29 protein-coding genes are annotated in these 24765 nt (G+C 55.4%); 12 read left to right on the forward strand and 17 right to left on the reverse strand.

Annotated elements, in window-relative coordinates; all coding sequences use genetic code 11:
- The first annotated feature begins 403 nt into the window (after nucleotides 1-403).
- Nucleotides 404-2413 carry a hypothetical protein gene (locus HB631_RS09375; protein ID WP_213990871.1) on the forward strand — a complete coding sequence of 670 codons (2010 nt, stop codon included), beginning with the start codon at nucleotides 404-406 and terminating at the stop codon, nucleotides 2411-2413.
- A 193-nt stretch (nucleotides 2414-2606) separates the two neighbouring features.
- Here HB631_RS09375 and murA read toward each other — a convergent pair whose 3' ends face one another.
- The 7 genes from murA to mlaF all read right to left on the reverse strand — a co-directional run bounded on the left by murA (nucleotide 2607) and on the right by mlaF (nucleotide 7466).
- Nucleotides 2607-3866, reverse strand: coding sequence for a UDP-N-acetylglucosamine 1-carboxyvinyltransferase (gene murA / locus HB631_RS09380; RefSeq protein ID WP_213990872.1), 1260 nt, complete (start codon nucleotides 3864-3866; stop codon nucleotides 2607-2609).
- Nucleotides 3867-3918: 52 nt separating this feature from the next.
- The gene (ibaG, locus tag HB631_RS09385; protein WP_213990873.1) at nucleotides 3919-4173 is read right to left on the reverse strand and encodes a BolA family protein; all 255 of its coding nucleotides are present in this window, start codon (nucleotides 4171-4173) and stop codon (nucleotides 3919-3921) included.
- Nucleotides 4174-4333: 160 nt separating this feature from the next.
- Nucleotides 4334-4642 carry a lipid asymmetry maintenance protein MlaB gene (mlaB, locus tag HB631_RS09390; RefSeq protein ID WP_213990874.1) on the reverse strand — a complete coding sequence of 103 codons (309 nt, stop codon included), beginning with the start codon at nucleotides 4640-4642 and terminating at the stop codon, nucleotides 4334-4336.
- The gene (mlaC, locus tag HB631_RS09395; RefSeq protein ID WP_213990875.1) at nucleotides 4635-5273 is read right to left on the reverse strand and encodes a phospholipid-binding protein MlaC; all 639 of its coding nucleotides are present in this window, start codon (nucleotides 5271-5273) and stop codon (nucleotides 4635-4637) included. Before mlaC ends, mlaB begins: the two co-directional genes overlap by 8 nt.
- Before the next feature lie 13 nt (nucleotides 5274-5286).
- Nucleotides 5287-5862 (reverse strand): outer membrane lipid asymmetry maintenance protein MlaD, encoded by a 576-nt coding sequence (mlaD, locus tag HB631_RS09400; RefSeq protein WP_213990876.1) that lies wholly within the window; start codon nucleotides 5860-5862, stop codon nucleotides 5287-5289.
- Between the two features lie 4 nt (nucleotides 5863-5866).
- A complete protein-coding gene (mlaE, locus tag HB631_RS09405; protein WP_213990877.1) occupies nucleotides 5867-6649 on the reverse strand; it encodes a lipid asymmetry maintenance ABC transporter permease subunit MlaE in 783 nt (260 codons plus the stop codon).
- Between the two features lie 7 nt (nucleotides 6650-6656).
- Entirely contained in the window at nucleotides 6657-7466 is an 810-nt protein-coding gene (gene mlaF, locus HB631_RS09410; RefSeq protein ID WP_213990878.1) for a phospholipid ABC transporter ATP-binding protein MlaF, read from the reverse strand.
- A gap of 249 nt (nucleotides 7467-7715) precedes the next feature.
- Here mlaF and HB631_RS09415 point away from each other — a divergent pair, with 249 nt between their 5' ends.
- The 11 genes from HB631_RS09415 (at nucleotide 7716) to npr (ending at nucleotide 15888) form a co-directional block, all read left to right on the forward strand.
- The gene (locus HB631_RS09415; RefSeq protein WP_213990879.1) at nucleotides 7716-8672 is read left to right on the forward strand and encodes a calcium/sodium antiporter; all 957 of its coding nucleotides are present in this window, start codon (nucleotides 7716-7718) and stop codon (nucleotides 8670-8672) included.
- Nucleotides 8673-8706: 34 nt separating this feature from the next.
- Nucleotides 8707-9693 (forward strand): arabinose-5-phosphate isomerase KdsD, encoded by a 987-nt coding sequence (kdsD, locus tag HB631_RS09420; protein ID WP_213990880.1) that lies wholly within the window; start codon nucleotides 8707-8709, stop codon nucleotides 9691-9693.
- Between the two features lie 14 nt (nucleotides 9694-9707).
- Nucleotides 9708-10271: a 3-deoxy-manno-octulosonate-8-phosphatase KdsC gene (kdsC, locus tag HB631_RS09425; protein ID WP_213990881.1), complete on the forward strand. Its 564-nt coding sequence runs from the start codon at nucleotides 9708-9710 to the stop codon at nucleotides 10269-10271.
- Complete coding sequence (gene lptC / locus HB631_RS09430) at nucleotides 10268-10846, forward strand: LPS export ABC transporter periplasmic protein LptC (protein WP_213990882.1); 579 nt, start codon at nucleotides 10268-10270, stop codon at nucleotides 10844-10846. Before kdsC ends, lptC begins: the two co-directional genes overlap by 4 nt.
- On the forward strand, nucleotides 10815-11414 hold the full coding sequence (lptA, locus tag HB631_RS09435) for a lipopolysaccharide ABC transporter substrate-binding protein LptA (protein WP_213990883.1): 600 nt from the start codon (nucleotides 10815-10817) through the stop codon (nucleotides 11412-11414). Before lptC ends, lptA begins: the two co-directional genes overlap by 32 nt.
- 17 nt (nucleotides 11415-11431) lie before the next feature.
- A complete protein-coding gene (gene lptB, locus HB631_RS09440; RefSeq protein ID WP_213990884.1) occupies nucleotides 11432-12157 on the forward strand; it encodes an LPS export ABC transporter ATP-binding protein in 726 nt (241 codons plus the stop codon).
- A gap of 48 nt (nucleotides 12158-12205) precedes the next feature.
- Nucleotides 12206-13642, forward strand: coding sequence for an RNA polymerase factor sigma-54 (rpoN, locus tag HB631_RS09445; protein WP_213990885.1), 1437 nt, complete (start codon nucleotides 12206-12208; stop codon nucleotides 13640-13642).
- Nucleotides 13643-13665: 23 nt separating this feature from the next.
- A complete protein-coding gene (hpf, locus tag HB631_RS09450) occupies nucleotides 13666-13953 on the forward strand; it encodes a ribosome hibernation promoting factor (protein ID WP_213990886.1) in 288 nt (95 codons plus the stop codon).
- A 228-nt stretch (nucleotides 13954-14181) separates the two neighbouring features.
- Entirely contained in the window at nucleotides 14182-14661 is a 480-nt protein-coding gene (gene ptsN, locus HB631_RS09455) for a PTS IIA-like nitrogen regulatory protein PtsN (RefSeq protein WP_213990887.1), read from the forward strand.
- 106 nt (nucleotides 14662-14767) lie between these two features.
- A complete protein-coding gene (gene rapZ, locus HB631_RS09460; RefSeq protein WP_132923576.1) occupies nucleotides 14768-15619 on the forward strand; it encodes an RNase adapter RapZ in 852 nt (283 codons plus the stop codon).
- Nucleotides 15616-15888: a PTS phosphocarrier protein NPr gene (gene npr / locus HB631_RS09465; protein WP_213990888.1), complete on the forward strand. Its 273-nt coding sequence runs from the start codon at nucleotides 15616-15618 to the stop codon at nucleotides 15886-15888. The genes rapZ and npr overlap by 4 nt, the downstream gene beginning before the upstream one ends.
- Here npr and HB631_RS09470 read toward each other — a convergent pair whose 3' ends face one another.
- The 10 genes from HB631_RS09470 to HB631_RS09515 form a co-directional block, all read right to left on the reverse strand.
- A complete protein-coding gene (locus tag HB631_RS09470) occupies nucleotides 15889-17808 on the reverse strand; it encodes a PRD domain-containing protein (RefSeq protein ID WP_213990889.1) in 1920 nt (639 codons plus the stop codon). It lies immediately after the preceding gene.
- Between the two features lie 145 nt (nucleotides 17809-17953).
- Nucleotides 17954-19150 (reverse strand): lactonase family protein, encoded by a 1197-nt coding sequence (locus tag HB631_RS09475; protein WP_213990890.1) that lies wholly within the window; start codon nucleotides 19148-19150, stop codon nucleotides 17954-17956.
- 26 nt (nucleotides 19151-19176) lie between these two features.
- Nucleotides 19177-19917, reverse strand: a complete 741-nt coding sequence (locus HB631_RS09480; protein ID WP_213990891.1) for a KDGP aldolase family protein — start codon at nucleotides 19915-19917, stop codon at nucleotides 19177-19179.
- Complete coding sequence (locus HB631_RS09485) at nucleotides 19914-21032, reverse strand: DgaE family pyridoxal phosphate-dependent ammonia lyase (RefSeq protein ID WP_213990892.1); 1119 nt, start codon at nucleotides 21030-21032, stop codon at nucleotides 19914-19916. The genes HB631_RS09480 and HB631_RS09485 overlap by 4 nt, the downstream gene beginning before the upstream one ends.
- On the reverse strand, nucleotides 21016-22155 hold the full coding sequence (locus tag HB631_RS09490; RefSeq protein WP_213990893.1) for an amidohydrolase/deacetylase family metallohydrolase: 1140 nt from the start codon (nucleotides 22153-22155) through the stop codon (nucleotides 21016-21018). The genes HB631_RS09485 and HB631_RS09490 overlap by 17 nt, the downstream gene beginning before the upstream one ends.
- Nucleotides 22156-22278: 123 nt before the next feature.
- The gene (locus HB631_RS09495) at nucleotides 22279-22923 is read right to left on the reverse strand and encodes a DUF4310 family protein (RefSeq protein WP_213990894.1); all 645 of its coding nucleotides are present in this window, start codon (nucleotides 22921-22923) and stop codon (nucleotides 22279-22281) included.
- Between the two features lie 19 nt (nucleotides 22924-22942).
- A complete protein-coding gene (locus HB631_RS09500; protein ID WP_213990895.1) occupies nucleotides 22943-23719 on the reverse strand; it encodes a DUF4311 domain-containing protein in 777 nt (258 codons plus the stop codon).
- 30 nt (nucleotides 23720-23749) lie between these two features.
- Nucleotides 23750-24046 carry a DUF4312 family protein gene (locus tag HB631_RS09505; protein ID WP_213990896.1) on the reverse strand — a complete coding sequence of 99 codons (297 nt, stop codon included), beginning with the start codon at nucleotides 24044-24046 and terminating at the stop codon, nucleotides 23750-23752.
- A complete protein-coding gene (locus HB631_RS09510) occupies nucleotides 24046-24411 on the reverse strand; it encodes a glycine-rich SFCGS family protein (protein WP_213990897.1) in 366 nt (121 codons plus the stop codon). The genes HB631_RS09505 and HB631_RS09510 overlap by 1 nt, the downstream gene beginning before the upstream one ends.
- Nucleotides 24412-24429: 18 nt before the next feature.
- Nucleotides 24430-24729: a glycine dehydrogenase gene (locus HB631_RS09515; RefSeq protein WP_255556912.1), complete on the reverse strand. Its 300-nt coding sequence runs from the start codon at nucleotides 24727-24729 to the stop codon at nucleotides 24430-24432.
- Nucleotides 24730-24765: the final 36 nt, after the last annotated feature.

A 24765-nucleotide genomic window follows, 5' to 3' on the forward strand; every position in this document is an offset into this window, starting at 1 on the left:
GGCGGTTTTACCTGGATGGTTTATTCCCCGGTTAACTGAGTGATGATAATTATTTAAAGGATGTTTTATCTCCTGGTTGCCATTTATCCCCCGGCCGATAAACGTTTGGCATCGTTAACAGCCATATCGTCCATACCAAGCATCTTTACCAGGAACGGGTAATGGCAACGCTAATTATTCATCCTATCTTATTTAAGGATAATGAGGAATGCTGCCCATCACACCGGCTTTATCCGGAAATTTTCCCTTTGTAAATGTTTTAAGCGGCGTTAATGAAGTAATGAATTCTGTCAGTCCCGTATCGTCCACCCTGACTCGGCTTCGCAATAGTGTCTTAAGGCGACCCTCGAAAGAGACCAGTGACGATGCCTTTGACAGTAAACGCACAGGATCTTCAAAGACAGTGGCGCCCACGCTGACGGATATGCCGGAACTGGTGCTGAAATTTATTATCGGCTATATCCGGCCCGAAGATATCGTGCCCCTGACGGCGGTGTTTAATCCCCAGCAGAAGGTCTATTTCTCGCGGGAAATCAATTATGGCCGTATCGTTCGCGATAGTTTGTCCTGGGTAAATTCAATCAGAGATTTCGATATGGCTCTGGCGAAAATACAGGCATTGACGGCAAAACAGCGTGCTCTGCCGCTGATACGTCTAGGCGGACATGTTTACGAGATGAAACCCGAGGATCGGCCCATCGCGATGGCGCTCTATGCCGCTGAGGCAAGGCTTCATTATGAAAGTACCCCGCATCTGGCTCATAAGCTGCGAGCTGTCCAGGACGCAACGTCCTTTTGTCGCTTACTGGCTGGAGAGGTGACCGCCGAACGCGGCTTACGGGATATTGCCGCGATGTACGCCGTCACCAGCCCATCCGGCCTGCAAGAACTTGAACGGCTTATCGTTAATACCATGGCGGGCAGGGGAGGATGGGCGGGGAAAAATGCCCGTGACGTGGCTGCTAAATTCGGTATCAACGATAAGGAGAGCACTGCGCTGCTGGAGCAATATATATTTACCGAGGTGTATAGGAGCCAAATTAACGAAACGGCCACCTGTGGGGATATTGCCGAACGATATGGTATTTATAGCCCCTCAGGGCGCGAGCAGCTTGAAAAATATAGGGTCAAACAATCCATCGGTATGGAAGCGCAAAGCGGCAGGAACTGCGTTTTCCTGGCGCACCGATATGAGATTATTACCGCCGCCGCGCGGGAATGTCTGGAGCACTATGCGGCGGAGGGCGACATGGGAGCGGAAGCGCAGTCCGGCGGTAATTGCCTTATGCTGGCTGAAAAATACGGCATATCTACACCGGTCGTAAGAAACCTGATTGAGAACATTTCCATTCGTAACCGGCTCTGGGGAATGGCGCATGCCGGGTATAACTGTCATGATCTGGCCACGCTCTACGGTATTGTTACGCCTGAAGGACGCACATTGCTTGAAGGCTATGCCGTTATGGGTATAGCCAAAGCGGAAGTACAGTTCGGTAAACACTGCGACGTCGTGGCCAAAAAATACGGAATAACCAGCCATATCGCCCGGAGCGCATTGGAAATTCATGCCGTCGGCGGTCTGGCCGGGGCGAATGCCCGTCACGGTATGGACTGTAACCGGTTAGCCTCCCAGTACGGAATATTTTCCCGAAATGCCCGTATTGCCTTGGAAAAATGCTCTTTGGAGAGTTTGATTGCGCGAAAATGCAACATGAAGCGCGATTGCCAACAGATTGCCGACAAATATGGCATCATCACCGATGAAGTGCGTGCCGCTTTGGAAAATCACGTGGTAAACACCCGGGGGAAGCGGGAAATCCGCTATGGGAATGACTGTCATGACATCGCCAAAAAGCTCAGCCTAAAGACCGTAGCCGCACGGCTCACGCTTGAATTATCCACTATTGAACATATTTTCGGCGCCAAAACTGAAGGCCGCCTTAATGCCCGTAAAATCCGCGATAAATACCAGATCACGCATCCAACGGCAGTGAAAATGCTTGAACTGAGCCTGATCAAAAGCGAGTACGTGCGGGAAGAAATCCATGCCGGTCAGCATTGGTGGGACATTGCCGGGAAATACGGCATCACCATGATGGCTTGTCTCGACGAGCTGCAGTTAAATTGCGTTAATGCCATCGCCGGCAACGCGTTGGGTATCGGTGGAAATTGCCACACCCTCGCCGCGCGATTCGGTGTTATCGCCCCAACCGCGCGCATCGCACTGGAAGAACAATACTTGGACCGTGCCATGGCGGACATCCGTACCGGTGGAAACTACCGTGTCATAGCGGCACGTTATGGCATTAATTCCACTCCGGTACTGAACAAGCTGATAAAGCAGTATGTTTTATATCAATACGGCAATGATCGCCCCATTCCTGAAACTCAGCAGAATGGCGCCGCAGTTTAAACCTGTGACCAGCCTGTGGATAAGCTGTGGATGCCCATGCAATCTAGCCTTTATGGCGTCAAAGCGCCTGGAGAACGATGGCATCGACCCGCCGGGGTTATCTTACCATCGTTCTCGTCGCAATAGTGTCCCTTCGCGATGACTCATCGTATGGCAAGCCGACTCCGCCGGCGGCCCGTTTCGGGATTACCGCCTATTCACCGCTGATGCGCTCAATGTTTGCGCCAAGCTTGCGCAGTTTCGCTTCGATACAATCATAACCGCGATCAATATGATAAATGCGATCCACCAACGTGACGCCTTCGGCGATACAGCCGGCCAGTACCAGGCTTGCGGACGCGCGCAAATCGGTGGCCATGACCTGAGCGCCTGATAAGGTTTCCACGCCGTGGCATATCACGGTGTTGCTTTCGATTTCCGCCCGGGCGCCCATACGAATCAGTTCCGGCACATGCATAAACCGGTTTTCGAAGATGGTTTCGGTGATAACGCCGGTCCCCTCCGCCACCAGATTCAGCAGGCTGAACTGCGCCTGCATATCGGTGGGGAAGCCCGGATGCGGGGAAGTACGCACTGTAATGGCCTTCGGGCGTTTGCCATGCATATCCAGGCTTATCCAGTCTTCACCGATTTCAATATCCGCGCCGGCTTCACGCAGCTTGGCCAATACCGCGTCCAGCGTATCGGGGCGAGTTTCGCGGCATACGACATGGCCGCCGGAGATGGCCGCCGCCACCAGGAAAGTGCCGGTTTCGATGCGATCGGGCAGGACGCGATAAACACCGCCCCCCAGATGGGCTACCCCTTCAATGGTGATTTTATCCGTGCCGGCGCCGCTGATGTTGGCGCCGAGGGTAATCAGGAAATTGGCGGTGTCGACAATTTCCGGTTCCCGGGCGGCGTTCTCAATAATGGTGGTGCCGTCCGCCAGGGTGGCGGCGCTCATAATGGTTACCGTGGCGCCGACGCTGACCTTATCCATGACGATATGCGCGCCCCGTAGGCGACCGTCGACGGAGGCTTTGACATAACCCTCTTCCAGCTTGATGGTGGCGCCCAGCTGCTCAAGACCGCTAATATGCAAATCCACCGGCCGGGCGCCAATGGCGCAACCGCCGGGCAAAGAAACCTGGCCCTGGCCAAAGCGTGCCACCAACGGCCCCAGCGCCCATATTGACGCGCGCATGGTTTTCACCAGATCGTAAGGGGCGCAGAACACATTGACCGCACCGGCATCCACATGCACCGAACCGTTGCGTTCCACCTTCGCCCCGAGTTGGCTCAGCAGCTTCATGGTGGTGTCGATATCTTTTAATTTGGGGACGTTTTGTATTTCAACCGGCTTTTCCGCCAGCAAGGCGGCAAACAATATCGGCAACGCAGCATTTTTGGCGCCGGATATGGTCACTTCGCCGCTTAATCGGGTCGGACCCTGGACACGAAATTTATCCATTACTACTGCTCTCTATTTAACGGGTGTAATGCCGCCGGACGCCGCCGACAGCCTAAAAACCGTTCAGTTTACGATCGCGCTGCCATTCATCAGGCGTATAGGCTTTGATGGAGAGCGCATGTATCCGATTATCCGAAATATAGTCCGCCAACGGGGCATACACCGCCTGTTGCTTTTTGATCCGGCTCATACCGGCAAATTGCTCACTCACGACGATGACCTGGAAATGGCTGCCGTCGCCCGATACATGCGCCTCTTGCAGCGCCAGGGCGCTCATCAGAACTTCTTTGATTTCGTGGTTTTCCATAAGGGTCAAATCACTGTCATGGGTCGGGAAACAAGCCGCTATCTTAGATGAATACGCCGCCATCGGAAACAGGCATAACGATAATCCTTTTGCCTTTAAGCACGGCCGAACAAAAACGCCTTGGAGGACAGAGGGTTATTATCAGGGGAACGAAGCCGGCTTAGGCCGGCTTATCATCTATGAAGGGAAGAATATCTTGCAGCCTATAGAGGGTAATCAGCGTGCGCAGTTTTTCAGTGACGCCGGTTAATGCCAGCGCCCCGCCTTGTCTAGCCTGTGACGCGCATATATGCAGCATCATGGCCACCCCGGCGGAATCCACGCGATCCAGCCGGGAGACATCCAGAAAACAGATACCCGGCAAGAGGCTATCCCGCTGCGTCCAGAAGGAGAGCAGCGTGTCGCGATCCAGCTCACCCCGCAATCGCAGGGTGTCGCCCTCGGCTTGCCAGCTCAGGGACTCAGCCATTATTTTGCTTATCCAGCGTAATGGGATGAGCGGCGGCGGCCTGTAATTGCTGCGTCAGGCCGTCGATGCCTTTCTGGCGCAGGGTAGATGCCCACTCGTTTTGTTTAGTGGTAATCATGCTCACGCCTTCGGCGATCATATCGTACGCCTGCCAGTTGCCCGTTTGGCTGTTCTTGCGCCATTGGAAATCCAGCCGCACCGGCGGGCGGCCGCCCTGATCCAGGATGGTCACCCGAATGGCGATAATCGTGGCATCACCCAGGGGTTTTTCCGGCTCAACCTGGTAGGTCTGGTTGCGGTACATGGCCAGGGCCTGTCCGTAAGCCTGCTCCAGATAGCTCTGGAACGCCTTGAAATAGGCATCGCGCTGGGCAGGGGTCGCTTCGCGATAATAGGTACCCAACACCAGGGCGCCGGCATATTTTATCTGCACATAGGGCAGCAGCTCGTCCCGCACGATGGTGCGCAGATAGTCGGGATTCTGCCGGATCTGGCTTTGCTCGCTTTTCAGGCGGGTAAAGGTTTTTCCCGCCGCTTCATTCATCAGGGCATAGGGGTTGGTCTGGTCCACCGCCTGCGCCAAAGGCGCTATCACTACCAGCAGGGCTATCATTATCAAACGTTTAAACATAAGTCACTTCCTCTCAATGATTCGTCGCAGCCGGCGTATTGCCGCTGCCACTCGCGGGGGCCGGCGCGCTGTCCGTTCCGTTCGCAGGGTTCTTGGTGCTATCAGGCGTCGCCTTGCTGTCGCCACCGCTCTTGTACAGGAACTGGCCGATCAAATCTTCCAGCACCAGGGCTGACTTGGTGTCTTGGATGGTGCCGCCATCCTTGAGAATGGAGGTGCCCATATCGGGATCTTCGAAGCCGACATTCAGCGCCAGGTACTGTTCACCCAGCAGGCCCGAGGTCCGGATGGCCAGGGAGCTGGTATCCGGTATATGGTTATAGCTGGATTCGATATCCATCGTTACCTTGGGCGTATAGGTCTTGGGATCGAGGGTAATATCCGCCACCCGGCCGATCACCACGCCGCCCACTTTCACCGGCGAGCGTACCTTCAATCCGCCGATATTATCGAACGACGCGGAAATGCGATACGTGGCGGTATTTCCCACGGAGCGTATGTTCGCCACTTTCAGGCAGAGAAAGACGACGGCGCATAACGCGATAATCATGAACACGCCAACCCATACTTCGCTTTTTTTCGTTTGCATTAACTCACTTCCCAAACATCAGTGCTGTCAGCACGAAATCCAGTCCCAACACCGCCAGGGACGCATAAACCACGGTTCTGGTGGTTGCCCGGCTGATGCCTTCGGAGGTGGGAATCGCATCATAACCGTTGAACAACGCAATCCAGGTCACGGTAATGGCAAAAACCACGCTTTTAATCAGGCAATTCACCAAATCCTGATGCCAGTCCACCGCGCCCTGCATAGCGGACCAGAAATAGCCGCTGTCGATACCTTTCCAATCCACGCCCACCATCCCGCCGCCCCAGATACCCACCGCGACAAAAATCGCCGTCAGCAGCGGCATACTGATCACCCCGGCCCAAAACCGCGGAGCCACAATGCGACGCAGGGGATCCACCGCCATCATTTCAAGGCTGGATAATTGCTCGGTGGCTTTCATTAAACCAATCTCGGCGGTGAGCGCCGAACCGGCGCGGCCGGCGAACAGCAGGGCGGTGACCACCGGCCCCAGTTCGCGCAGCAGCGACAGCGCCACCATCATGCCCAGGCTGGCCTCGGCGCTGTAGGTGGTCAAGATGATATAACCTTGCAATCCCAACACCATGCCGATAAACAGCCCCGAAACGATAATAATCATCAGGGACTGCACCCCGACGCTATACAACTGTTTAACCAGTAGCGGCCACTGTTGGCGGAAATCGGGTTTCCCCACCAAGGCGTTAAACAACATCAGGCCGGCCCGCCCGAAGGCAAGGCAGACGTTGATGCCCCTGCGTCCAAAGGACGCTAATGCTTGTGTTAACATGGCTCGGTCAACTCCCTGAACCTAATAGCTGCGTTTTATAATCCGTGGCGGGATAATTGAAGGGAACCGGTCCGTCGGCTATGCCGTCCAGAAATTGGCGTACACGGGGATCGCCATTGGCGCGCAGCTGCTCCGGCGTCCCTTCCGCCACAACGTGCTGTTCGGCCACGATATAGGCATAGTCGGCAATACTCAGCACCTCCGGCACGTCGTGGGACACCACAATGCAGGTGACCCCCAGCGCGTGATTCAATTCATCAATGAGCTTCACCAGGACCCCCATGGTAATGGGATCCTGTCCGACAAAGGGCTCGTCGAACATGATGAGCTCCGGATCGAGGGCAATGGCCCGCGCCAGCGCCGCCCGGCGTGCCATACCGCCGGAAAGCTCCGACGGCATCAGGGATGCCGCGCCGCGCAGCCCCACCGCCTCCAGCTTCATCATTACCGTGGTACGCAATACCGGCTCCGGCAAGCGGGTATGTTGCCGCAGGGGGAACGCCACATTCTCGAACACGTTGATATCGGTAAACAGCGCGCCGGACTGAAATAACATGCTGATTTTCTTGCGCACATCATACAGCCGGCGCCGCGACAGGGCGGGGATATTATCACCGTCGAACCAGATCTCGCCGCTGTCGGGGGCCAGTTGCCCGCCTATCAGACGCAGCAGGGTGGTTTTGCCGATGCCCGAGGGCCCCATGATGGCAGTGATTTTCCCTCTGGGCACATGCAGGGTAATGTTATCGAAAATCGGCCGGTTACCACGGCGGAAACTTAATCCGCGGATGTCGACCAGAGGTGCCGTTTGATTCATATTATTTCACTGCCCATACGTTCTCTTTGAATGCCCCAGCCTACGATAATAAATCAATGGCGCCGAATCATCGAACTTTTACAAAAACTTACCTACCCGGCGTTAAGATTGAATAGACAACCCGATTTTACTTTTAGTTTGATGACAGTCAAAATTATACAACGCCACAGATGAGGTGTGCTTATTTATCCCGCCGCGGGGGAACAGCCCGCCGAGAGGCCAGGATTATAGCCAGATCAAGGATTTTACATGTTTTTGACCACGTCATTACTCGTTATCGGTTTTATTCTACTGGTTTATGGCGCGGATAGATTGGTTTACAGTGCTGCCGTCCTTGGCCGCTCGTTGGGAATCGCGCCTTGGCTTATCGGATGCACCGTCGTGTCGTTCGGTACCTCCCTGCCGGAACTGATGATTTCCGTTACCGCCGCCCTGAACCATGAAAACGATTTGGCGGTGGGAAATATCATCGGCTCCAACATCACCAATATCCTGCTTATCATTGGCGGAGCGGCGCTTTTCAGACCGATAACGTTCCACTCGGATATCCTGCGGCGAGAGTTGCCGTTGCTGATGATTGCCACGGCATTGTGCGGCATGTTGCTGGCGGATAACATCCTGAGCCGCCGGGATGGTATGATACTGTTGTTGGCGGCCGCGGGGTATATTGCCGCCGTGGTGAAAATGTCCCGGCCGGCGGTACGTTCCCGGGACGACAGCCTGACCCGCCAGCAGCTGGCGGAACTGCCGCGGGGCGGCGGCAACACTGTAGCGGTGCTATGGCTGGCGCTGGCATTTCTCATCATGCCCGTCTCGGCGCATATGATTATTGATAACGCAGGCGTACTGGCGCGACAGCTGGGGGTGGGGGAACTGGTCATCGGACTGACGGTGGTGGCCGTCGGCACCAGCCTGCCGGAGCTGGTGACGGTGATTGCCGGTGCGCTGAAAGGCGAGGACGATATTGCCCTGGGAAATCTCATCGGTTCCAATATCGTCAATAGCCTTATGGTGCTCTGCGTCCCCGCCCTGCTTTCTCCGGGTCCGTTCAATCCGCTGACGATTCGGCGGGATTATTGGGCCATGCTGGCGGCAAGCGTGGTGTTAACGGCGTTCTGTTTGCGAAAACGCCGCAGGATCAATTCACAGATGGGCGGTCTCTTGTTATGTGGTTTCGCCGCCTATCTTACGGTGCTGTTTATTTAGCCCGGATACACCGCCGGGCCATCAGGATGAATTTATGTCACATTTGTCATTAGCGCCGGATTTTGATTTCCCGGCAGCCGGTAAACAGGTTCTCGCCGTAGAGCGGGCCGGTTTGGCGCAACTGGATCAGTATATCAACGACGATTTTCGCCGCGCCTGCGAAAAAATATTTTTTTGCAGCGGAAAGGTCGTGGTCATGGGCATGGGTAAATCCGGCCATATCGGCCGCAAGATGGCGGCGACCTTCGCCAGCACCGGCACGCCGGCTTTTTTTGTCCATCCCGGCGAAGCCAGCCACGGCGATTTGGGCATGGTTTCAGCCCAGGACATCGTCATTGCGCTGTCGAACTCCGGCGAATCCAATGAAATCCTGGCGCTGATTCCGGTACTCAAACGTTTAAGCATTCCACTGATCTGCATGACCGGCAAGCCGGAAAGCGCCATGGGCAAAGCAGCGGATATCCATATTTGCGTCCATGTTCCCCAGGAGGCCTGCCCGCTCGGCCTGGCGCCCACCACCAGCACCACCGCCGCCCTGGTCATGGGCGACGCCATGGCGGTGGCGCTGCTGCAGGCTCGCGGCTTCACCTCCGAGGATTTCGCGCTTTCCCATCCCGGCGGCGCGCTGGGCCGCAAATTACTGCTGCGCGTGGCGGATATCATGCACAGCGGCGACGAAATCCCCGTCACTGCCCACGACGCATCCCTGCGGGACGCCCTGCTGGAAATCACCCGTAAAAATCTCGGCATGACGGTTATCTGCGATGATAACCGGAACATTGAGGGAATTTTTACCGACGGCGATTTGCGGCGGGTTTTCGATATGGGAGTGGATCTCAATAAGGCGCGCATCGCTGACCTGATGACGGCGGGCGGCATCCGCGTCACCCCTAATACCCTGGCGGTGGAGGCGCTGAATCTTATGCAATCGCGGCATATCACCTCGGTGCTGGTAGCGGAACAAAACCGGCTGCTGGGCGTAGTGCATATGCATGATATGCTACGCGCCGGCGTCATTTAACAAGGAACAGCGCCATGCATGATACCTCACGTATTGATACGTGCTACGGACCGGTGGAAGAATCTGTTTTACGGCGTGCCCGGGAGATTCGGCTGCTGATTTGCGACGTCGACGGCGTTTTGTCCGACGGCCTGATTTACCAGGGTAACCAGGGCGAGGAACTGAAAGCATTCAACGTGCGCGACGGCTACGGCATCCGATGCTTGCTGACATCCGGCATCGAGGTCGCTATTATTACCGGCCGCTCCGCCAAATTGGTGGAGGATCGTTGTAAAACGCTGGGAATAACCCATCTTTATCAAGGTCAATCGGATAAGCTTTTGGCCTTTGAAGCCCTGTTGGTTAAACTTTCCTTAACCGCGGCGCAGGTGGCTTACGTCGGCGATGATCTTATCGATTGGCCGGTGATGGCGCGGGCTGGTTTGGGTATTGCCGTAGCGGATGCCCATCCGCTGTTATTGCCGAAGGCCGACTACGTGACGCATATTGCCGGCGGTCGCGGCGCGGTACGTGAAGTCTGTGATGTGTTGCTGCTGGCGCAAGGGAAGCTTGAGGATGCCAAAGGGCAGTCGGTATGAGTAAGACTAAATATTGGGTAACCCTGTTGCTGATCGTCGTGGCATTGGTGCTCATCGGCTGGAACCTGGCAGATAACGACAACTCGCTGGCGCCGGTGGCGACGGATACCAATGAGCCGAACTACCAGAGCGAACATACCCTCACCATGGTATATAACCCCTTGGGGAGCCTGAACTACCGGCTGATATCGGATCACGTAAAACAATATGCCGTTGAACAGATCACATGGTTTACCCGACCGGTGGCGACGATGTACGATGAAAATAAGGTTGCAACCTGGACAGTCAAAGCCGATCGGGCCAAGCTGACCGGTGATAAAATGCTTTATTTATACGGCCATGTTCAGGTGGACAGCCTGACCGACACCTCTCAGTTGCAGCACATCAGAACCGATAACGCGGTAGTGAATCTGGTTACGCAGGATGTGTCTTCTGATGACGTGGTCACCTTATATGGCGTCGGCTTTAACTCTGTAGGCACAAAGATGCGCGGAAATCTGCGAAGCAAGACTGCCCAGTTGATTGAAAAGGTTAAGACCTCTTATGAAATTCAGACCCAGCAGCAAAATCCATAATATTATCGCGGCCGGCGCACTGTTATTACTCAGTGCCAAAGCCATGGCGCTGACCGGCGATACCGACCAGCCGATCAATGTCGATTCCGCGCAGCAGGCGGTGGATATGCTCACCAATACCGTGACGCTTACCGGCACGGTAGTGGTTAAACAAGGCTCTATCGATATCCGGGCGGACAAAGTCGTCATCACCCGTCCCAACGGCGTTCAGGGCCAGGAAGTGGTGGAAGGCTACGGTAATCCCGTCACCTTCTACCAGATGCAGGACAGCGGTAAACCGGTGAAGGGCCATGCGCAGAAGGTGCGTTACGAATTGGCCAACGACTATGTCATTCTCACCGGCAATGCTTACATCGAACAAGTGGACAGCAATGTCAAAGGCGATCGCATTACCTATCTGGTGAAAAAGCAGCAGATGGAAGCCTTCAGCGACAAAGGCAAACGGGTGAATACCGTGCTGGTGCCTGCCCAGTTGCAGAATAAAAATCCGGCCGCGCCGGGCGCGCCCGCTGCTAAAGCCGCACCGGCCAAGAAGGCCGCACCGGCGGTTAAACCCGTCGCTAATTAACAAGAGTAACAGCTCCTATGGCAACATTAATCGCGGAAAATCTGGCTAAAGCGTACAAAGGCCGCCACGTGGTGGAAAACGTCAGCCTTAAGGTCAGTTCAGGCGAGATTGTCGGATTGCTGGGACCCAACGGCGCGGGCAAAACCACCGTGTTTTATATGGTGGTGGGCATCATCCAGCGCGACGCCGGCCGCATCATCATCGACGATGAAGATATCAGTATCCTGCCGCTGCATACCCGCGCCCGCCGGGGTATCGGCTATCTGCCGCAGGAAGCCTCCATTTTCCGCCGCCTCAGCGTCTATGATAATCTGATGGCGGTGCTGCAAATCAGGAATGATCTGAGCGGCGCCCAGCGCGATGACCGGGCCAACGCCCTGATGGAGGAGTTCCATATCGCCCACCTGCGCGATCATATGGGGCAATCTCTCTCCGGCGGCGAACGGCGCCGGGTGGAAATTGCCCGCGCCCTGGCCGCCAACCCCAAATTCATTTTGCTTGATGAACCTTTTGCCGGGGTGGATCCGATTTCCGTTATCGATATAAAAAAAATCATCGAGCATTTGCGCGACAGCGGGCTCGGTGTGTTGATTACCGATCATAATGTGCGCGAGACGCTGGACGTGTGCGAGCGCGCTTATATTGTCAGCCAGGGTAAACTTATCGCAAACGGTTCCCCGGCTGAAATACTCCAGGACGAGCAGGTGAAACGTGTTTATCTGGGCGAAGAGTTCCGCCTCTGATAAGGTGTCCTGAAGAATGAAGGGCCAAGAGGTTAATTAACGCATCATATGAAGCAAGGTTTGCAACTCAGGTTTAGTCAGCAGCTGGCCATGACTCCGCAGTTACAGCAGGCGATACGTCTGTTGCAATTGTCCACGCTTGAACTCCAGCAGGAAATTCAGACTGCGCTGGAAAGCAATCCTTTACTCGAACAATCGGACGTTCATGAAGAAATAGATACACCAACCGAAGCTCCCGCCAGTGAATCCCTCGATACCCGCGAGGCGATGGAACAAAAGGATATGCCGGAAGAACTGCCGTTGGACGCCACCTGGGACGAGATGTATTCCGCGGGCACCCCTTCAGGCACCGGCACGGATTATCGCGACGAAGAGCTGCCGATTTATCAGGGCGAGACCATTCAGACGCTGCAGGATTACCTGATGTGGCAAGTGGAGCTGACGCCTTTTTCCGATACCGATACCGCCATCGCCACCTCCATCGTGGATGCGGTGGATGAAACCGGTTATCTCACCGTGCCGTTGGAAGATATACTGGAAAGCATCGGCGACGACAGCGTGTCCATGGATGAAGTGGAAGCGGTGCTGAAACGAGTCCAGCGATTTGATCCGGTGGGAGTGGCGGCGCGGGATTTACGGGATTGCCTGTTAATCCAGCTCTCGCAGCTGTCGAAGGATTTTCCCTATCTGGCGGAAGCTCGGCTGATTGTCACCGACTACCTGGATTTGTTGGCCAGCCACGATTTCCGCACCCTGCTAAGGTCAACCAGACTGAAAGAAGAGGTGCTGAAATCGGCGATGGCGCTGATTCAATCCCTGGATCCCCGCCCAGGCCAATCCATCAATACCACCGAATCGCAATATGTGATACCCGATGTCCTGGTGCGCAAGGTGCATAACCGCTGGACAGTGGAGCTTAATACCGACAGCATCCCCAACCTTAAAATCAATCAGCAATACGCGGCTCTGGGCAATACCACCCGAAACGATTCGGACGGGCAGTTTATCCGCAGCCATCTACAAGAAGCCCGCTGGTTGATTAAAAGTCTTGAAAGCCGTAATGATACGCTGTTGAAAGTCACCCGCTGCATTGTGGAACAGCAGCAGGCGTTTTTCGAACAGGGGGAAGAATTTATGCGTCCCATGGTGCTGGCGGATATCGCCCAGGCGGTGGATATGCATGAATCAACCATATCTCGCGTCACCACGCAAAAATATCTGCACAGCCCGCGCGGTATTTACGAACTTAAATATTTTTTCTCCAGTCACGTCAATACCGAAGGCGGCGGCGAAGCCTCCTCCACGGCCATTCGCGCACTGGTGAGAAAACTGATCGCCGCGGAAAACCCGGCGAAGCCGCTCAGCGATAGCAAGCTGACCACCCTGCTTTCCGATCAGGGTATTATGGTAGCGCGGCGTACCGTAGCAAAATATCGAGAGTCTTTATCCATCCCGCCGTCGAATCAGCGTAAACAATTGGTTTGACCTCTATAGAGAAGGAAGACACTATGCAGCTGAATATTACCGGACAACGTATTGATATCACCGATGCCCTACGCGATTTCGTTACTGCGAAATTTTCCAAGCTTGAACAATACTTCGACCGGATCAATCAGGTATATATTGTTCTTAAAGTCGAAAAGGTGCAGAAGATCGCTGAAGCGACAATACATGTCAACGGTGGCGAGCTGCACGCGACCTCGGAAGCGGACGATATGTATGCCGCTGTCGATCTGCTGATGGATAAGCTCGCGCGTCAGCTTAATAAACATAAAGATAAATTGAAACAGTTTTAATTCACTGTAGCCATTATCGCTACCTAACCTCGCATCGGCTCGTAGTGTAGAGAATATACCCAAAAGATTTCGGGTTGCAGGAAGGCGGCAAGAGAGTGAACCCCGATGAGCTTACTTCGGTAAGTGATTCGGGTGAATGAACGTAGCCAACACACCTGCGACTCGAAAGATGAAGGGTATAACGGGCCGATGGGTCTTAAAGGTAAATCAGCGCCTAAGTGAAACGAAATGACTAACGACACAGCAATGCAAATCAATACGGTGTTAAGCCTTGAATGCACCCGCGGCTCCATCCAGTGCCAGAGCAAGAAACGCGCGCTGGAAATTATCAGCGAACTGGCGGCCAAACAGCTGAACCTGGCGCCTCAAGTGGTGTTTGACGCCGTATTAACCCGTGAACGTATGGGCAGCACCGGTATCGGTAATGGAATCGCGATCCCTCACGGCAAACTGGAAGAGGACACGCTGCGGGCGGTAGGCGTATTCATCCGCCTGGAACAGCCCATCGCCTTCGATGCCATTGATAATCAACCGGTGGATTTGCTGTTTGCCTTGCTGGTGCCGGCGGAACAATGCAAAACGCACTTGCACACCCTATCGTTGGTAGCCAAGCGCTTGGCCGATAAAACGGTCTGCCGAAGGCTGCGCGCCGCACAAAGCGACGAAGAACTTTATGAAATTATGACGGAAGCAGAAGCCGGGTCTTAACACGCAGTATCCTTAGCTTACCGACCCGCGGGGTTTGATTGGCGAAAATGCGGAAATAGCGATCTCTTCGCCAATGCGTCGATGTTAATGCCAGAGGGGAGTCGTCATGGTGCTGATGATTGTCAGCGGTCGATCCGGTTCAGGGAAGTCAGTAGCGCTTCGCGCGCTGGAAGATATGGGGTTTTATTGCGTCGATAATCTGCCGGTGGTATTGCTGCCGCAGTTGGCAGCTACCCTGGCGGATCGCAATATCTCCGCCGCGGTGAGTATTGATGTGCGTAACATGCCCGAAACGCCGGAAATTTTCGAGCATGCGATGGATAACCTGCCGCAGAGCTTTTCGCCGCAGCTGCTGTTTCTCGACGCCGAGCGCAGCACCTTGATCCGCCGTTACAGCGATACCCGGCGCCTGCACCCGCTATCGAGCAAAAACCTGTCGCTGGAAAGCGCCATCGATCAGGAGAACGAACTGCTGGAACCGTTGCGCTCCAGAGCCGATTTGATTATCGACACCTCGGAAATGTCGGTGCATGAACTGGCGGAGATGCTCCGGACCCGGCTGCTGGGCAAACGCGAGCGTGAATTAACCATGGTGTTTGAATCCTTCGGTTACAAACACGGCCTGCCCATCGATGCGGACTACGTATTTGACGTGCGTTTCCTGCCCAACCCGCACTGGGATCCGAAACTCCGGCCGATGACCGGTCTGGATAAGCCGGTGGCTGCGTTTCTCGACCGGCATACCGAAGTGCATAATTTCATCTATCAAACCCGAAGTTATCTTGAACTGTGGCTGCCGATGCTGGAAACCAACAACCGCAGCTATTTAACGGTGGCCATTGGTTGTACCGGCGGCAAACACCGTTCAGTGTACGTCGCGGAACAACTGGCGGATTATTTCCGCTCACGCGGCAAGAATGTTCAATCCAGACACCGAACCCTGGAAAAACGCTCATGACAGTCAAGCAAACGGTGGAAATCAAGAATCGTCTCGGCATGCATGCCCGGCCGGCCATGAAATTATTTGATCTGGTGCAAAGCTTCGACGCCGAGGTGCTGCTGCGCAACGACTTCGGCACCGAAGCGGAAGCCAGCAGCGTTATCGCCTTGCTGATGCTGGATTCCGCCAAAGGCGGGCTGATTGAGATAGAAGCCACCGGCCCCGATGAGGAACAGGCCCTGGCGGCCATTATCGAACTCTTTAACGCCGGTTTTAACGAAGACTGATCAAGCCCGGCTCAAGCTATCGATGGCCACCGCCTTGAAGCCGGCGAAATCGCGGCACTCCCGCAGCCTGGGCATGGCGCGTGCGCGGACAAAATTCACGAACAGCTCGTAAATCGCCATCGCCTCTTCATAATCGGTCTTATTGATCGCCAGCAAAAAAATCACATAGGCGGTTTCGCCATCGCCCCATGGGATACCCTGAGGCGCCAATATGGTGTAAATCACCGTTTTTTTCGCCAGCAAACCCAGCGAATGGGGCAATGCGATACCGTCCCCCAGCAGCGTGCTGACAATGGCTTCACGCTCAACCACCGACGGATAAAAATCTTTACCCACCAGCCCCTCGCGTTTCAGTTGCCCGCACACACGCTTAAACAGATCCTGCTGATCCATGGGTTTTTCGACGATCATAAAATACTGTTCATGGAAAAACTTTTCCAGCATATAGGGCCGGGTGCGATCCACCAGCACCAATTTGCCCAATTGCTCAAGCTGATAATCACTGGGAAACGGCGCCAACACCATTACCGGCTTGTCCTTTTCCTCAAGCCTAACGGTGGAAATCACAAAATCTTCTTCCAGAACCGGCAATTTCTCATATTCCCGTAACGAAATGACCCGGGTCACGCTGATTTGCGGGTATTTGCGGCTCAGCAACGCCTGAATCATGCGTACCGTAGAGTTACCGCTATCGCACACCAGCACCACCTGGGGATGGCGCTGATAACCGATATCATAATGGCGCTCCAGACCCACCCCGATATGCAGCACCAAAAAGCCGATTTCATTTTCACTTATCACATAAGGGGTATATTTGCCCCAGCTGGTCACCGCCGCCAGCGTGACGTCATAGGCCATGGGATAATGCTGTTTGATATTGGCCAACAGCGGATTGGGAATAGTAATCTGGTATTTCACCCGGGTAATCATGGTCTTGATATGAGTGAGCAGATCGGTGCATAACTGCTTATCGCCCCGTAAATCGTAGTTATAATGAGTATTGATATAGGACAGGATATAATCCACCAGCGACTCGTCGTCATCGGCGTTAATATCGGTGGGCAGGATATTCTGTATCCGCCGCGCGGCGATATTCACCCGCAGATAAGCCTCTTCCGCCGCCGGGATCTCTTTGCCCACCAGCGATTTCAGCTCCGCCATCAGCCGCACGGATATCTGCTTTACCGCCGGATCGCCCTCTTCCGCCTCGAACTCGGTCAAGGGAAAACCGCCGGCGATACGTTTGATGGCCACCCCACAATAAAAATTCAGAAAACGCTCGCTTTCATCGGTCAGGCGAATGGATGATTGCGCCAGTAACTGATGCATGGAACGGGTAAGCTGTTCATAAGTTTCAGGACCCAGACTCTCGGTTTTCAGCAGCGGATGGGTATGATCCCGCGCGTCGAGCTGAAACAACAAATCGGTCAAACAGGCCCGAATAGACAGCTCGGTACCGAACAGCTTCATGCCGTAACGCGGTTTGGTTTCAATATTCAGATTATGGCGCGCCAGATGCTCCCTCACCTCGGCCATGTCATTTTGCAGCGTCCCGCGGCTGACAAACCATTCATCCGCCAGATCTTCAAGTTTTAACGAGAACGCCGAGGTTAAAAAGCGGATTAACAGATATTCCACCCGCTCGGCGGCGGTGCGCGGCGTCGGGTTGACGCGCCGGCTCGCGGTTTGTTGCAAGGTGGAGAATAGCGAAGGATCGTCCACTTTTAATTGATAGCCGCTGCCGCGGTTATAGACAAAGGCGGCGCCGTACTGCGCGATAATTTCATTCAGGGCGATAATATCCGCCCGCACGGTACGTGTTGAGACTGCCAGGCGTTTTGCCAGCTCGTCCTGCGGCAGCGTTTCAAGCTGCAACGCGTCAAACAAGTGGGCCAATCGTTGATAGGGAAATCTCACCATTATCTTTCCAATTCATTAGTGCCGGAAAACCGCGCTTTCACGCCGGCCAGGGACGGCATCCTGTCATCCCGGGCCGGTGTTATTGCAAACGCCGTCAGCCCGGCGAACCTCTTTTTGGGATTACTCTTTTCGAAGAACACTCTTTTCAAGGAACAAGAACCATCTGCGACGGGCTGCCCACCGGTACATAATCGTCAACAAACGCCAGCTTACCGCTGCCGGCGGCAATCCGGAACCGGGTGATGTTATCGCTTCGTTGATTCATAGCAAAAATATATTTACCGTCCGGCGACATCGTCAGTGTGCGCGGGTAATCACCGCGCGTCCAGGTCTCCCCGCCCCAGGTCATGACGCCTTCGCCGGTGACGTTGATTTGCGATATGCTGTTGTGCAGGCGATTGGCGACATAGAGGCGGCGACCGTCTTGACTCAATACGATGCCGGCGGCGAAATTGGTGCCTTTGAAATTCGCCGGCAGCGAAGAGAGGCTGTGGAGCTGCGTCAGGGTTCCCTTCTCCTTGTCGAAGCGGTAGCTGGTGAGCACCGAGGCCTCTTCATTTATCAGAAACACCACTTTACCGTTGGGGTGGAATACAAAGTGACGCGGGCCGGCGCCGGCCGACGAGGCGTTGATAAAGGGCGGATCGTTGGCCTCCAACGCCCCGGTGGCATCGTTCAGTTTCCATTGATAAATCCGATCCAGCCCCAAATCGGTGGAGAACACGTATTTTCCGCTGGGATCGGCGGCGATCATATGGGCATGAGGACCATTATGATCGCTGATGGCAAAACTGCCTTCGGTCGCCGCCGCCGGTTTACCCGCCCCGGCCGGACCCGAGTCCTGCCGGCTGGCGCCGGCTTCACCGAGTTTGCCGTCGGAGTCGATGGGGAAGGTCGCCACCAGGCCGCTGATATAATTCGCCACCAACAGGTGGTCGCCCTTCGGCGTCAGCGAAAGAAAAACCGGGCCGGCGCCTTGGGAATCCACCTGATTGATAAGGTTCAGGCTGCCGTCCCTGGGATCGATATGGTAAGCCGCCACCGCGCCGTGCTTGCCGCCGTTGTAATTATCGATCTCATTGCCGATAAACAGCGTTTTGCCGTCGCGGGCCGCCACCATTTGCGCCTGATTCGGCAGTTGGCTCACCAGCGTCCGCTGGGTAAGCGCCCCGGTTTTGCCATTAAAATCAAACCGGTAAACCCCCTCGCCATTCGGATTATAGGTGCCGACGTAAGCATAACGGGCGGCCGGGGCCTTTTGAGCGGCATACAGCGGCGTGGCGGATACCGCCAGCATCGCGGCGGTTAAACCGGTAATCAGAAACCCGATGGTATTTTTCATATTTTTCCTTACACCTCACGATTGGTTCAGCCCAACAGCTTTTTCACCATCGCCAACAGAGCCTTGACGTCCGCCGGACGAGTCCGCCCGCTGTCGTTGTCGATAATCGAGCTGTAGATATGGGGGATAATTTTGCTGACGCCGGCTTCCAAAGCGATATTTAAAATCGGCTCAAAATTTTCCAAATCAATGCCGCCGGTGGGTTCCAGGGCGAAATCATGTTGGGCACAGGCCCGGGCCACCGCCGCAAACTCTTCCCGGGTTTTTAATCCACCCATTGGGAAATACTTCACCGAACTGCCGCCCATGTCCTTTAACAGCGCGATGGCGGTTTCAATCGGGACCACGGCGTCGGGCGCCGCCGAGCTGAGCGGCCCGGTGGAAATCTTCACCCAGCCCGCTTTGCCGGTGGGGGAGACCAAACCGTTCACCACGCTCTCTCCCTGCCCCAGCAAGGCGCGGCTGGCGCCGACGCCGGTAAAGACCTGGTTCACATGCTGTGGCTGGATCTGCTGGGAAATCAGGCTGACCATCAGCGACTGACGCGGGTCCCCCGCCCCCAGTCCCACCGACAACGCATTATCAATCAGCGCGGCATAGTCCCGCATATCCGCCACGGCGGACGGCACATCGGCATAATTTTTCGACAGCACGCCCACCAGGACATGGCCCTCGGCGGCGGCGTAGATGGCGCGGGCGTTATCTTTGGAACCCGCCAGCACGTTCAGACACACGCGGTCCAGGTAATAATTTGGCGTCAGCTTCATGCCGCCCCTCCTTTGAACAGATTTTTGATACAGGCGGCAATGGTCTCCAGCTGCGGCGGCGTAACGCTGCGCACGTCCACTTCGACCTTGCCTTCATTGGCGCGATAGCCCCGGAAGTAAATGGCGATGTCGCCGTTCTTGAGGTCATCCACAATCTTCTCGGTTTTCCAGCCGAGCCTGGCTTCGTCGAATGCGATTTCCGTGCGGGCGATATCACGCCCCGCGCTGTCCCACACCACCCGTGCCGATACGCCGTCCAACGCGTTCAGACTGTTGATAAACGGCGTCATTTTGTCCATCATCTGCTGCCCGGTGGTTTTCGGTAGGGTGATATAACGCTCTATCGCCTGGGTCAGGCCGAGGATGCCTTCCTTGCCCACTTTCATGGCGCGGCCGATACCGTTGGACTGCAGCTTCACCCACTCCACGAACTGTTTTTTACCCAGCACCAAGCCGCTGGTGGGGCCTTCAATGGCTTTTGCGCCGCTGTAAATCACCAGGTCCGCCCCCAGTTGGTAATAGACCGTCAGATCTTCTTCGGCGGCGGCGTCAACAATGAGGGGCACATGATGTTCACGGGCGACGGCAGCGGCCTGTGCCACCGACAGCATGCTTTTTTGCACCGAATGGTGGGATTTTATGTAAAGAATGGCGGCGGTTTTTGGCGTGATACAGGCCGCCAGCTGGGCGGCGGAGCATTCGTTGGCATAGCCGGCCTCCACGACACGACCGCCCCCCAGCGTCACCATGGTGGCGACCGGCGCGCCGAAATTCACGTTGTGGCCTTTGGGCAACAGGATGTCCCGAGCCACGTCGGAATCCGAACCGTGCAGATTTTCCAGCAGCCAGGCATCGTCTTTGACAATCACCGCGGCGACGGATTGGGCAATGCCGGCGGAGGCGCAGGAAACCACCACCGCGCTTTCCACCTTCAGCAAGCCGGCAATATAGGCGCCGGTTTTATTGACCAAATCCTTCATTTCGAAAAAGTGGTTCAAACCGTAATTCACCACTTCCGCCACGTCCGCGGCCGGGGTCGACACCCCCAATATCGTCATGCGTCCGGAGGCGTTTATCACCTGCTTGAGCTGATATTTTTCATAAATTGAAGACATGCTTTGATTTCCCTTCATCGGTTAACAAGACTTTACCCGCCACCACGGCCGCCAGCGGCACCAGATGACGTTCTCCGGTCACGGAAAGGCCTTCGGAATCAACCAAGACCTGCGCTCCGGTACGGATGTCAAACAAGGTCAAATCCGCATCGGCGCCGGCGGCCAGATGTCCTTTGGACGGTAAACGCACCACTTCGGCGGCGTGGCCGGTGACGCAATCGATGACCTCATTAAGCGTCATACCCAGGGTAAAGAATTTCGACATTACCGCAGCCAGGCCATGTACCGGGCCGTCGATGCGGTTTCGGCAATAAATATCGGAGCTGATGGTGTGCGGCAAAATGCCTTGTTTGATAGCCTGTTCGGCGACGGCGAAACTGAAGCTTGCGCTGCCGTGGCCGACATCAAGGCGCACGCCGCGCCCCAGCGCGCGTTTTATGGAAGCGCGCAGTTCGCCTTTCAACGATAAAATCCGGTTCGGCTTGCCGTTAAAACAATGGGTGATAATGTCGCCGGAGGTCAGCAAATCGGCAATCTCATCAAGGCTCGGCGGGTTATTGCCAATGTGCACCATCAGCGGCAACGCGGGGTTTTCCCGTTGAATCTCCTTGGCGCGCACCAGGGGTTTGATGCCGTTGCCGCCCACCACGCTGCTGCTCATGCGCGCTTTGAGACCGATAATAAAATCGGGATGGTTTTGCAGCGCTTCGCGGACGGCAACCGGATCGATTCGGGCCATGTCCGACAGTTCATCCTGTGTGACGATGCCGGTGCGGGCAATATTTAAAAACGCGTACACCTGGGTCTCGGCCTCGCGGGTGAGCCGGTAGAAATCGTCCACGTCATCGGCCCCGGTGCTGCCGGCGTCAATCACCGTGGTGACCCCGCCGGCGACCCCCACCAAATCCGGCTCGTCGTGATACACCGGCGACTTGGCATAACAATGGACATGTGCATCAATCCAGCCGGCGCTGACGAAAATCGCTCCCTGCAGATCGAGGGTTTGCGCGGTGGCGGCATGGTCGTTCACCGTCCCGACAATCGCTATCTTGCCGTTGCGGACGGCAATATCCGTCAGGCTGCCGTCAAGGTTTTTTGCCCGTCTCACGATCAGATCATACATTTGCCATTCTCCGTATAACGCACGTGCAATACGTGGTAATAGACGCCACTCCGAATGTTCCGGGCGGCGGGCGATTGTGCTCTTGTATAACCCTGAGTCCGTTTCGGTTTCCCAGGGGAAGGTTTACAGCGCGATGGGTAAGATTGCGCCGAGGATCATCGCCCCCAGGATAGCGCCGCCGGTTATGGGCTTGTTCCAGAGATAAAACAGCAGCGCGCCCAGCAGCGAGCCCAAACCGATGGGGATCGACGCCGTGATGGCGGACAGGATAATCAGCGGGCCGAGAAAACGGCCCGAGGCGTTACCCGCGCCCATCATGACATCCGCCCCGTAGGTGGAATTGCTCTGGTTGATGGTGAACTTCCGCGCCAGGACAATCAGGCAGCCGATAATCACCCCCAGCACCAGGCCGGTAGCCAGCGCCGCGGCAAAATTTTGCAGCGGGTATTTGATGCCGGCCCCCAGCAACAGCGCCGGCACTCCCAGTCCCACGCCGGTCTGCAGTGCGCCGCCGATATCCAGGATCCCCACCAGCGAACCTTCAATAATGCGGGCAAACAGAAAGCTGGCGCCAAAGGCCGCTACCGCGCCGTACACCCCGGTATCTATGCCGGTGCGCAGCATGGAGACAAACGCCACTTCATTAAACGCCCCGATGCCGTAGAGATAATACATGTGGGTACCGGCGAAAATGCCGGCGGACAGCACCCCGACAAAGATCGGGAAAGACCAGTCGGCATACCAAAAACCGCGTTTTTCTTGTTCCATTTTCAGGATCCCCTCGAGGTTATTTACCGCTCAGCTGGTTATGTATAGCGTCCAGCCAGCCGGGGACGCCCAGGCTGAAAGACTGCAACATTTTCATATCGAAACCGCGGAAAAAGCCGCTCAGGACAAACAGCGCAACGATAGCCGTCATCATGATGCCGGTAATCTTGTTCCAGCCGCCCTCTTCCACTCCTTTGCCGATCAGAATCCCCAGTACCAGTCCGGGCACGGCGTTGCCCATAATCAGCTGAGCCAAGCCGCCGAAAATTGTCGCCCAAAAACCCGAACGTTTGCCGGCATCGATGGCCGCCAGCCAGAAGATAACCGGCATCACGGTATTCACCAGGATATTGGCGGCGGGGACCAGCACCTTCACCGCCGTCACTTGCAGCGCTGCCGGAACGGCGGAGGCGGTGGAATTGAGGAACGCTACCACCAGCATGCCGATGATGCTGCAGGCAATGGCCATACGCCGCGGGTCGTGCATGGTTTCGTCGAGCCGGCGATTTTTTATCATCAGCACCGCCGCACCCCAATGGGGAATAATGCGATGGTCCACGTCCTGGGTAAAAGAACCGGCGGCCACCGATGACGCCCAGGCGTTAAAGAAAAATCCCAGGCCGAAGGAAAAATGGGACGCGGGATCCCCTTCGCAGGAATTCAACTCTCCCAAGGTACGAAACGCCCCCATCCCCTGAATGGTGGGAGCATGGAACATGCGGGCCGCTCCGGCGCCCACGCCGAACCCCACCAGCCCGCCGATAATAAGTGACTTGATTAAAATGATGAGAAACATCGGATTATCCTTTTGTATTAACCCACCTGATTAACGCTGAGAAAAAGGGATTTTTTCGGGATCGATCATGATGATGCTGACCGTAATATCCAACACCACGCTGTAGCTCCTCTTTTCACGGGGCAGAAAGAAAAAAAGAAATTTCTCCACCGTTCGAGTTTCTTCCGCGCTCACCACATCCACCTGCATCGGTTCGATACGCAGCAAAACATTCCCGGTGGATTTCATTACCGACGGCTGAACCTGGCTCAACGCGGCGGCCAGCGCACCGTTTTTGGTTTCGCTTTTACCCGCCACCCTGACTTTAATGACCGACTGCTCTTTCATCAGGCGGTGCCGTATTTTTTAAGCCAGGTTTCAACCAGTTTTCGCCCCAATTCTTCTTTATCCATAAAACCAAAACCCAGCACTTTGCACCCTTCCTGAATAGCCGTGACGCCCTCTTCAATGGACCGCATGCCGTATTTCGCTTTATAACCGTATTTATTCTGCGCGGTAATGGCGCCGGCGCCGCCGCTGCCGCAAAAAGAGATACCGAAATCCGCCTGTTCTTTTTGCATCACATCGCCCAGCTTCATATCCGCGGCCATGCCGGGCACGACAATCGCTTTACCACCGGCCTGCTCGATGCCCTGCGCCACTTTCTGCCCTTTCCCCAACCGATCGCCGATGACCACTGTTACCTGACCCATAAGATGCCTCCAGCATTATTAAGCGTTGTTGTCTTTCGCCACTTCAAAATGAACCGATAATAAATAGGCCTCTTCCACCGGTAAATTACCCAAGTCGTTTACCACTTTTTTGGCCATTGACATGGAATCCGACGAAATTTCATCAAACAGGCCTTCATCCACTTCGGGTAACGGTTCGCCGGTAAGGGAACGCAGAACCATTGCCCGTACATGGGAATGCAGCATTTGCTCCTGTACCGCATTGACCCGAATATTCCGCGTTTTCATCATCTCCATAATGCCCGCCAGCACTTTTTTGGTCAGCGCCGCGGACAACAGATCCTGCTCATTGTTACCCCCGGTCGCGGGTACGGC

Origin of the sequence: Sodalis sp. dw_96, from assembly GCF_018449575.1 — a bacterium.
In the GTDB taxonomy this organism is placed as follows: domain Bacteria; phylum Pseudomonadota; class Gammaproteobacteria; order Enterobacterales; family Enterobacteriaceae; genus Acerihabitans.

What these genes read in the sequence shown, in the direction of transcription:
- mlaE (WP_213990877.1), bottom strand. Translation starts at nt 6,649, where the DNA reads ATGTTAACACAAGCATTAGCGTCCTTTGGACGCAGGGGCATCAACGTC.
- murA (WP_213990872.1), bottom strand. Translation starts at nt 3,866, where the DNA reads ATGGATAAATTTCGTGTCCAGGGTCCGACCCGATTAAGCGGCGAAGTG.
- HB631_RS09510 (WP_213990897.1), bottom strand. Translation starts at nt 24,411, where the DNA reads ATGGGTCAGGTAACAGTGGTCATCGGCGATCGGTTGGGGAAAGGGCAG.
- mlaB (WP_213990874.1), bottom strand. Translation starts at nt 4,642, where the DNA reads ATGGCTGAGTCCCTGAGCTGGCAAGCCGAGGGCGACACCCTGCGATTG.
- HB631_RS09470 (WP_213990889.1), bottom strand. Translation starts at nt 17,808, where the DNA reads ATGGTGAGATTTCCCTATCAACGATTGGCCCACTTGTTTGACGCGTTG.
- mlaF (WP_213990878.1), bottom strand. Translation starts at nt 7,466, where the DNA reads ATGAATCAAACGGCACCTCTGGTCGACATCCGCGGATTAAGTTTCCGC.
- kdsC (WP_213990881.1), top strand. Translation starts at nt 9,708, where the DNA reads ATGCATGATACCTCACGTATTGATACGTGCTACGGACCGGTGGAAGAA.
- lptB (WP_213990884.1), top strand. Translation starts at nt 11,432, where the DNA reads ATGGCAACATTAATCGCGGAAAATCTGGCTAAAGCGTACAAAGGCCGC.
- HB631_RS09485 (WP_213990892.1), bottom strand. Translation starts at nt 21,032, where the DNA reads ATGTCTTCAATTTATGAAAAATATCAGCTCAAGCAGGTGATAAACGCC.
- rpoN (WP_213990885.1), top strand. Translation starts at nt 12,206, where the DNA reads ATGAAGCAAGGTTTGCAACTCAGGTTTAGTCAGCAGCTGGCCATGACT.
- mlaD (WP_213990876.1), bottom strand. Translation starts at nt 5,862, where the DNA reads ATGCAAACGAAAAAAAGCGAAGTATGGGTTGGCGTGTTCATGATTATC.
- ibaG (WP_213990873.1), bottom strand. Translation starts at nt 4,173, where the DNA reads ATGGAAAACCACGAAATCAAAGAAGTTCTGATGAGCGCCCTGGCGCTG.
- HB631_RS09480 (WP_213990891.1), bottom strand. Translation starts at nt 19,917, where the DNA reads ATGAAGCTGACGCCAAATTATTACCTGGACCGCGTGTGTCTGAACGTG.
- HB631_RS09495 (WP_213990894.1), bottom strand. Translation starts at nt 22,923, where the DNA reads ATGGAACAAGAAAAACGCGGTTTTTGGTATGCCGACTGGTCTTTCCCG.
- HB631_RS09475 (WP_213990890.1), bottom strand. Translation starts at nt 19,150, where the DNA reads ATGAAAAATACCATCGGGTTTCTGATTACCGGTTTAACCGCCGCGATG.
- HB631_RS09490 (WP_213990893.1), bottom strand. Translation starts at nt 22,155, where the DNA reads ATGTATGATCTGATCGTGAGACGGGCAAAAAACCTTGACGGCAGCCTG.
- HB631_RS09500 (WP_213990895.1), bottom strand. Translation starts at nt 23,719, where the DNA reads ATGTTTCTCATCATTTTAATCAAGTCACTTATTATCGGCGGGCTGGTG.
- mlaC (WP_213990875.1), bottom strand. Translation starts at nt 5,273, where the DNA reads ATGTTTAAACGTTTGATAATGATAGCCCTGCTGGTAGTGATAGCGCCT.
- lptA (WP_213990883.1), top strand. Translation starts at nt 10,815, where the DNA reads ATGAAATTCAGACCCAGCAGCAAAATCCATAATATTATCGCGGCCGGC.
- hpf (WP_213990886.1), top strand. Translation starts at nt 13,666, where the DNA reads ATGCAGCTGAATATTACCGGACAACGTATTGATATCACCGATGCCCTA.
- lptC (WP_213990882.1), top strand. Translation starts at nt 10,268, where the DNA reads ATGAGTAAGACTAAATATTGGGTAACCCTGTTGCTGATCGTCGTGGCA.
- npr (WP_213990888.1), top strand. Translation starts at nt 15,616, where the DNA reads ATGACAGTCAAGCAAACGGTGGAAATCAAGAATCGTCTCGGCATGCAT.
- rapZ (WP_132923576.1), top strand. Translation starts at nt 14,768, where the DNA reads ATGGTGCTGATGATTGTCAGCGGTCGATCCGGTTCAGGGAAGTCAGTA.
- HB631_RS09505 (WP_213990896.1), bottom strand. Translation starts at nt 24,046, where the DNA reads ATGAAAGAGCAGTCGGTCATTAAAGTCAGGGTGGCGGGTAAAAGCGAA.
- HB631_RS09415 (WP_213990879.1), top strand. Translation starts at nt 7,716, where the DNA reads ATGTTTTTGACCACGTCATTACTCGTTATCGGTTTTATTCTACTGGTT.
- ptsN (WP_213990887.1), top strand. Translation starts at nt 14,182, where the DNA reads ATGACTAACGACACAGCAATGCAAATCAATACGGTGTTAAGCCTTGAA.
- kdsD (WP_213990880.1), top strand. Translation starts at nt 8,707, where the DNA reads ATGTCACATTTGTCATTAGCGCCGGATTTTGATTTCCCGGCAGCCGGT.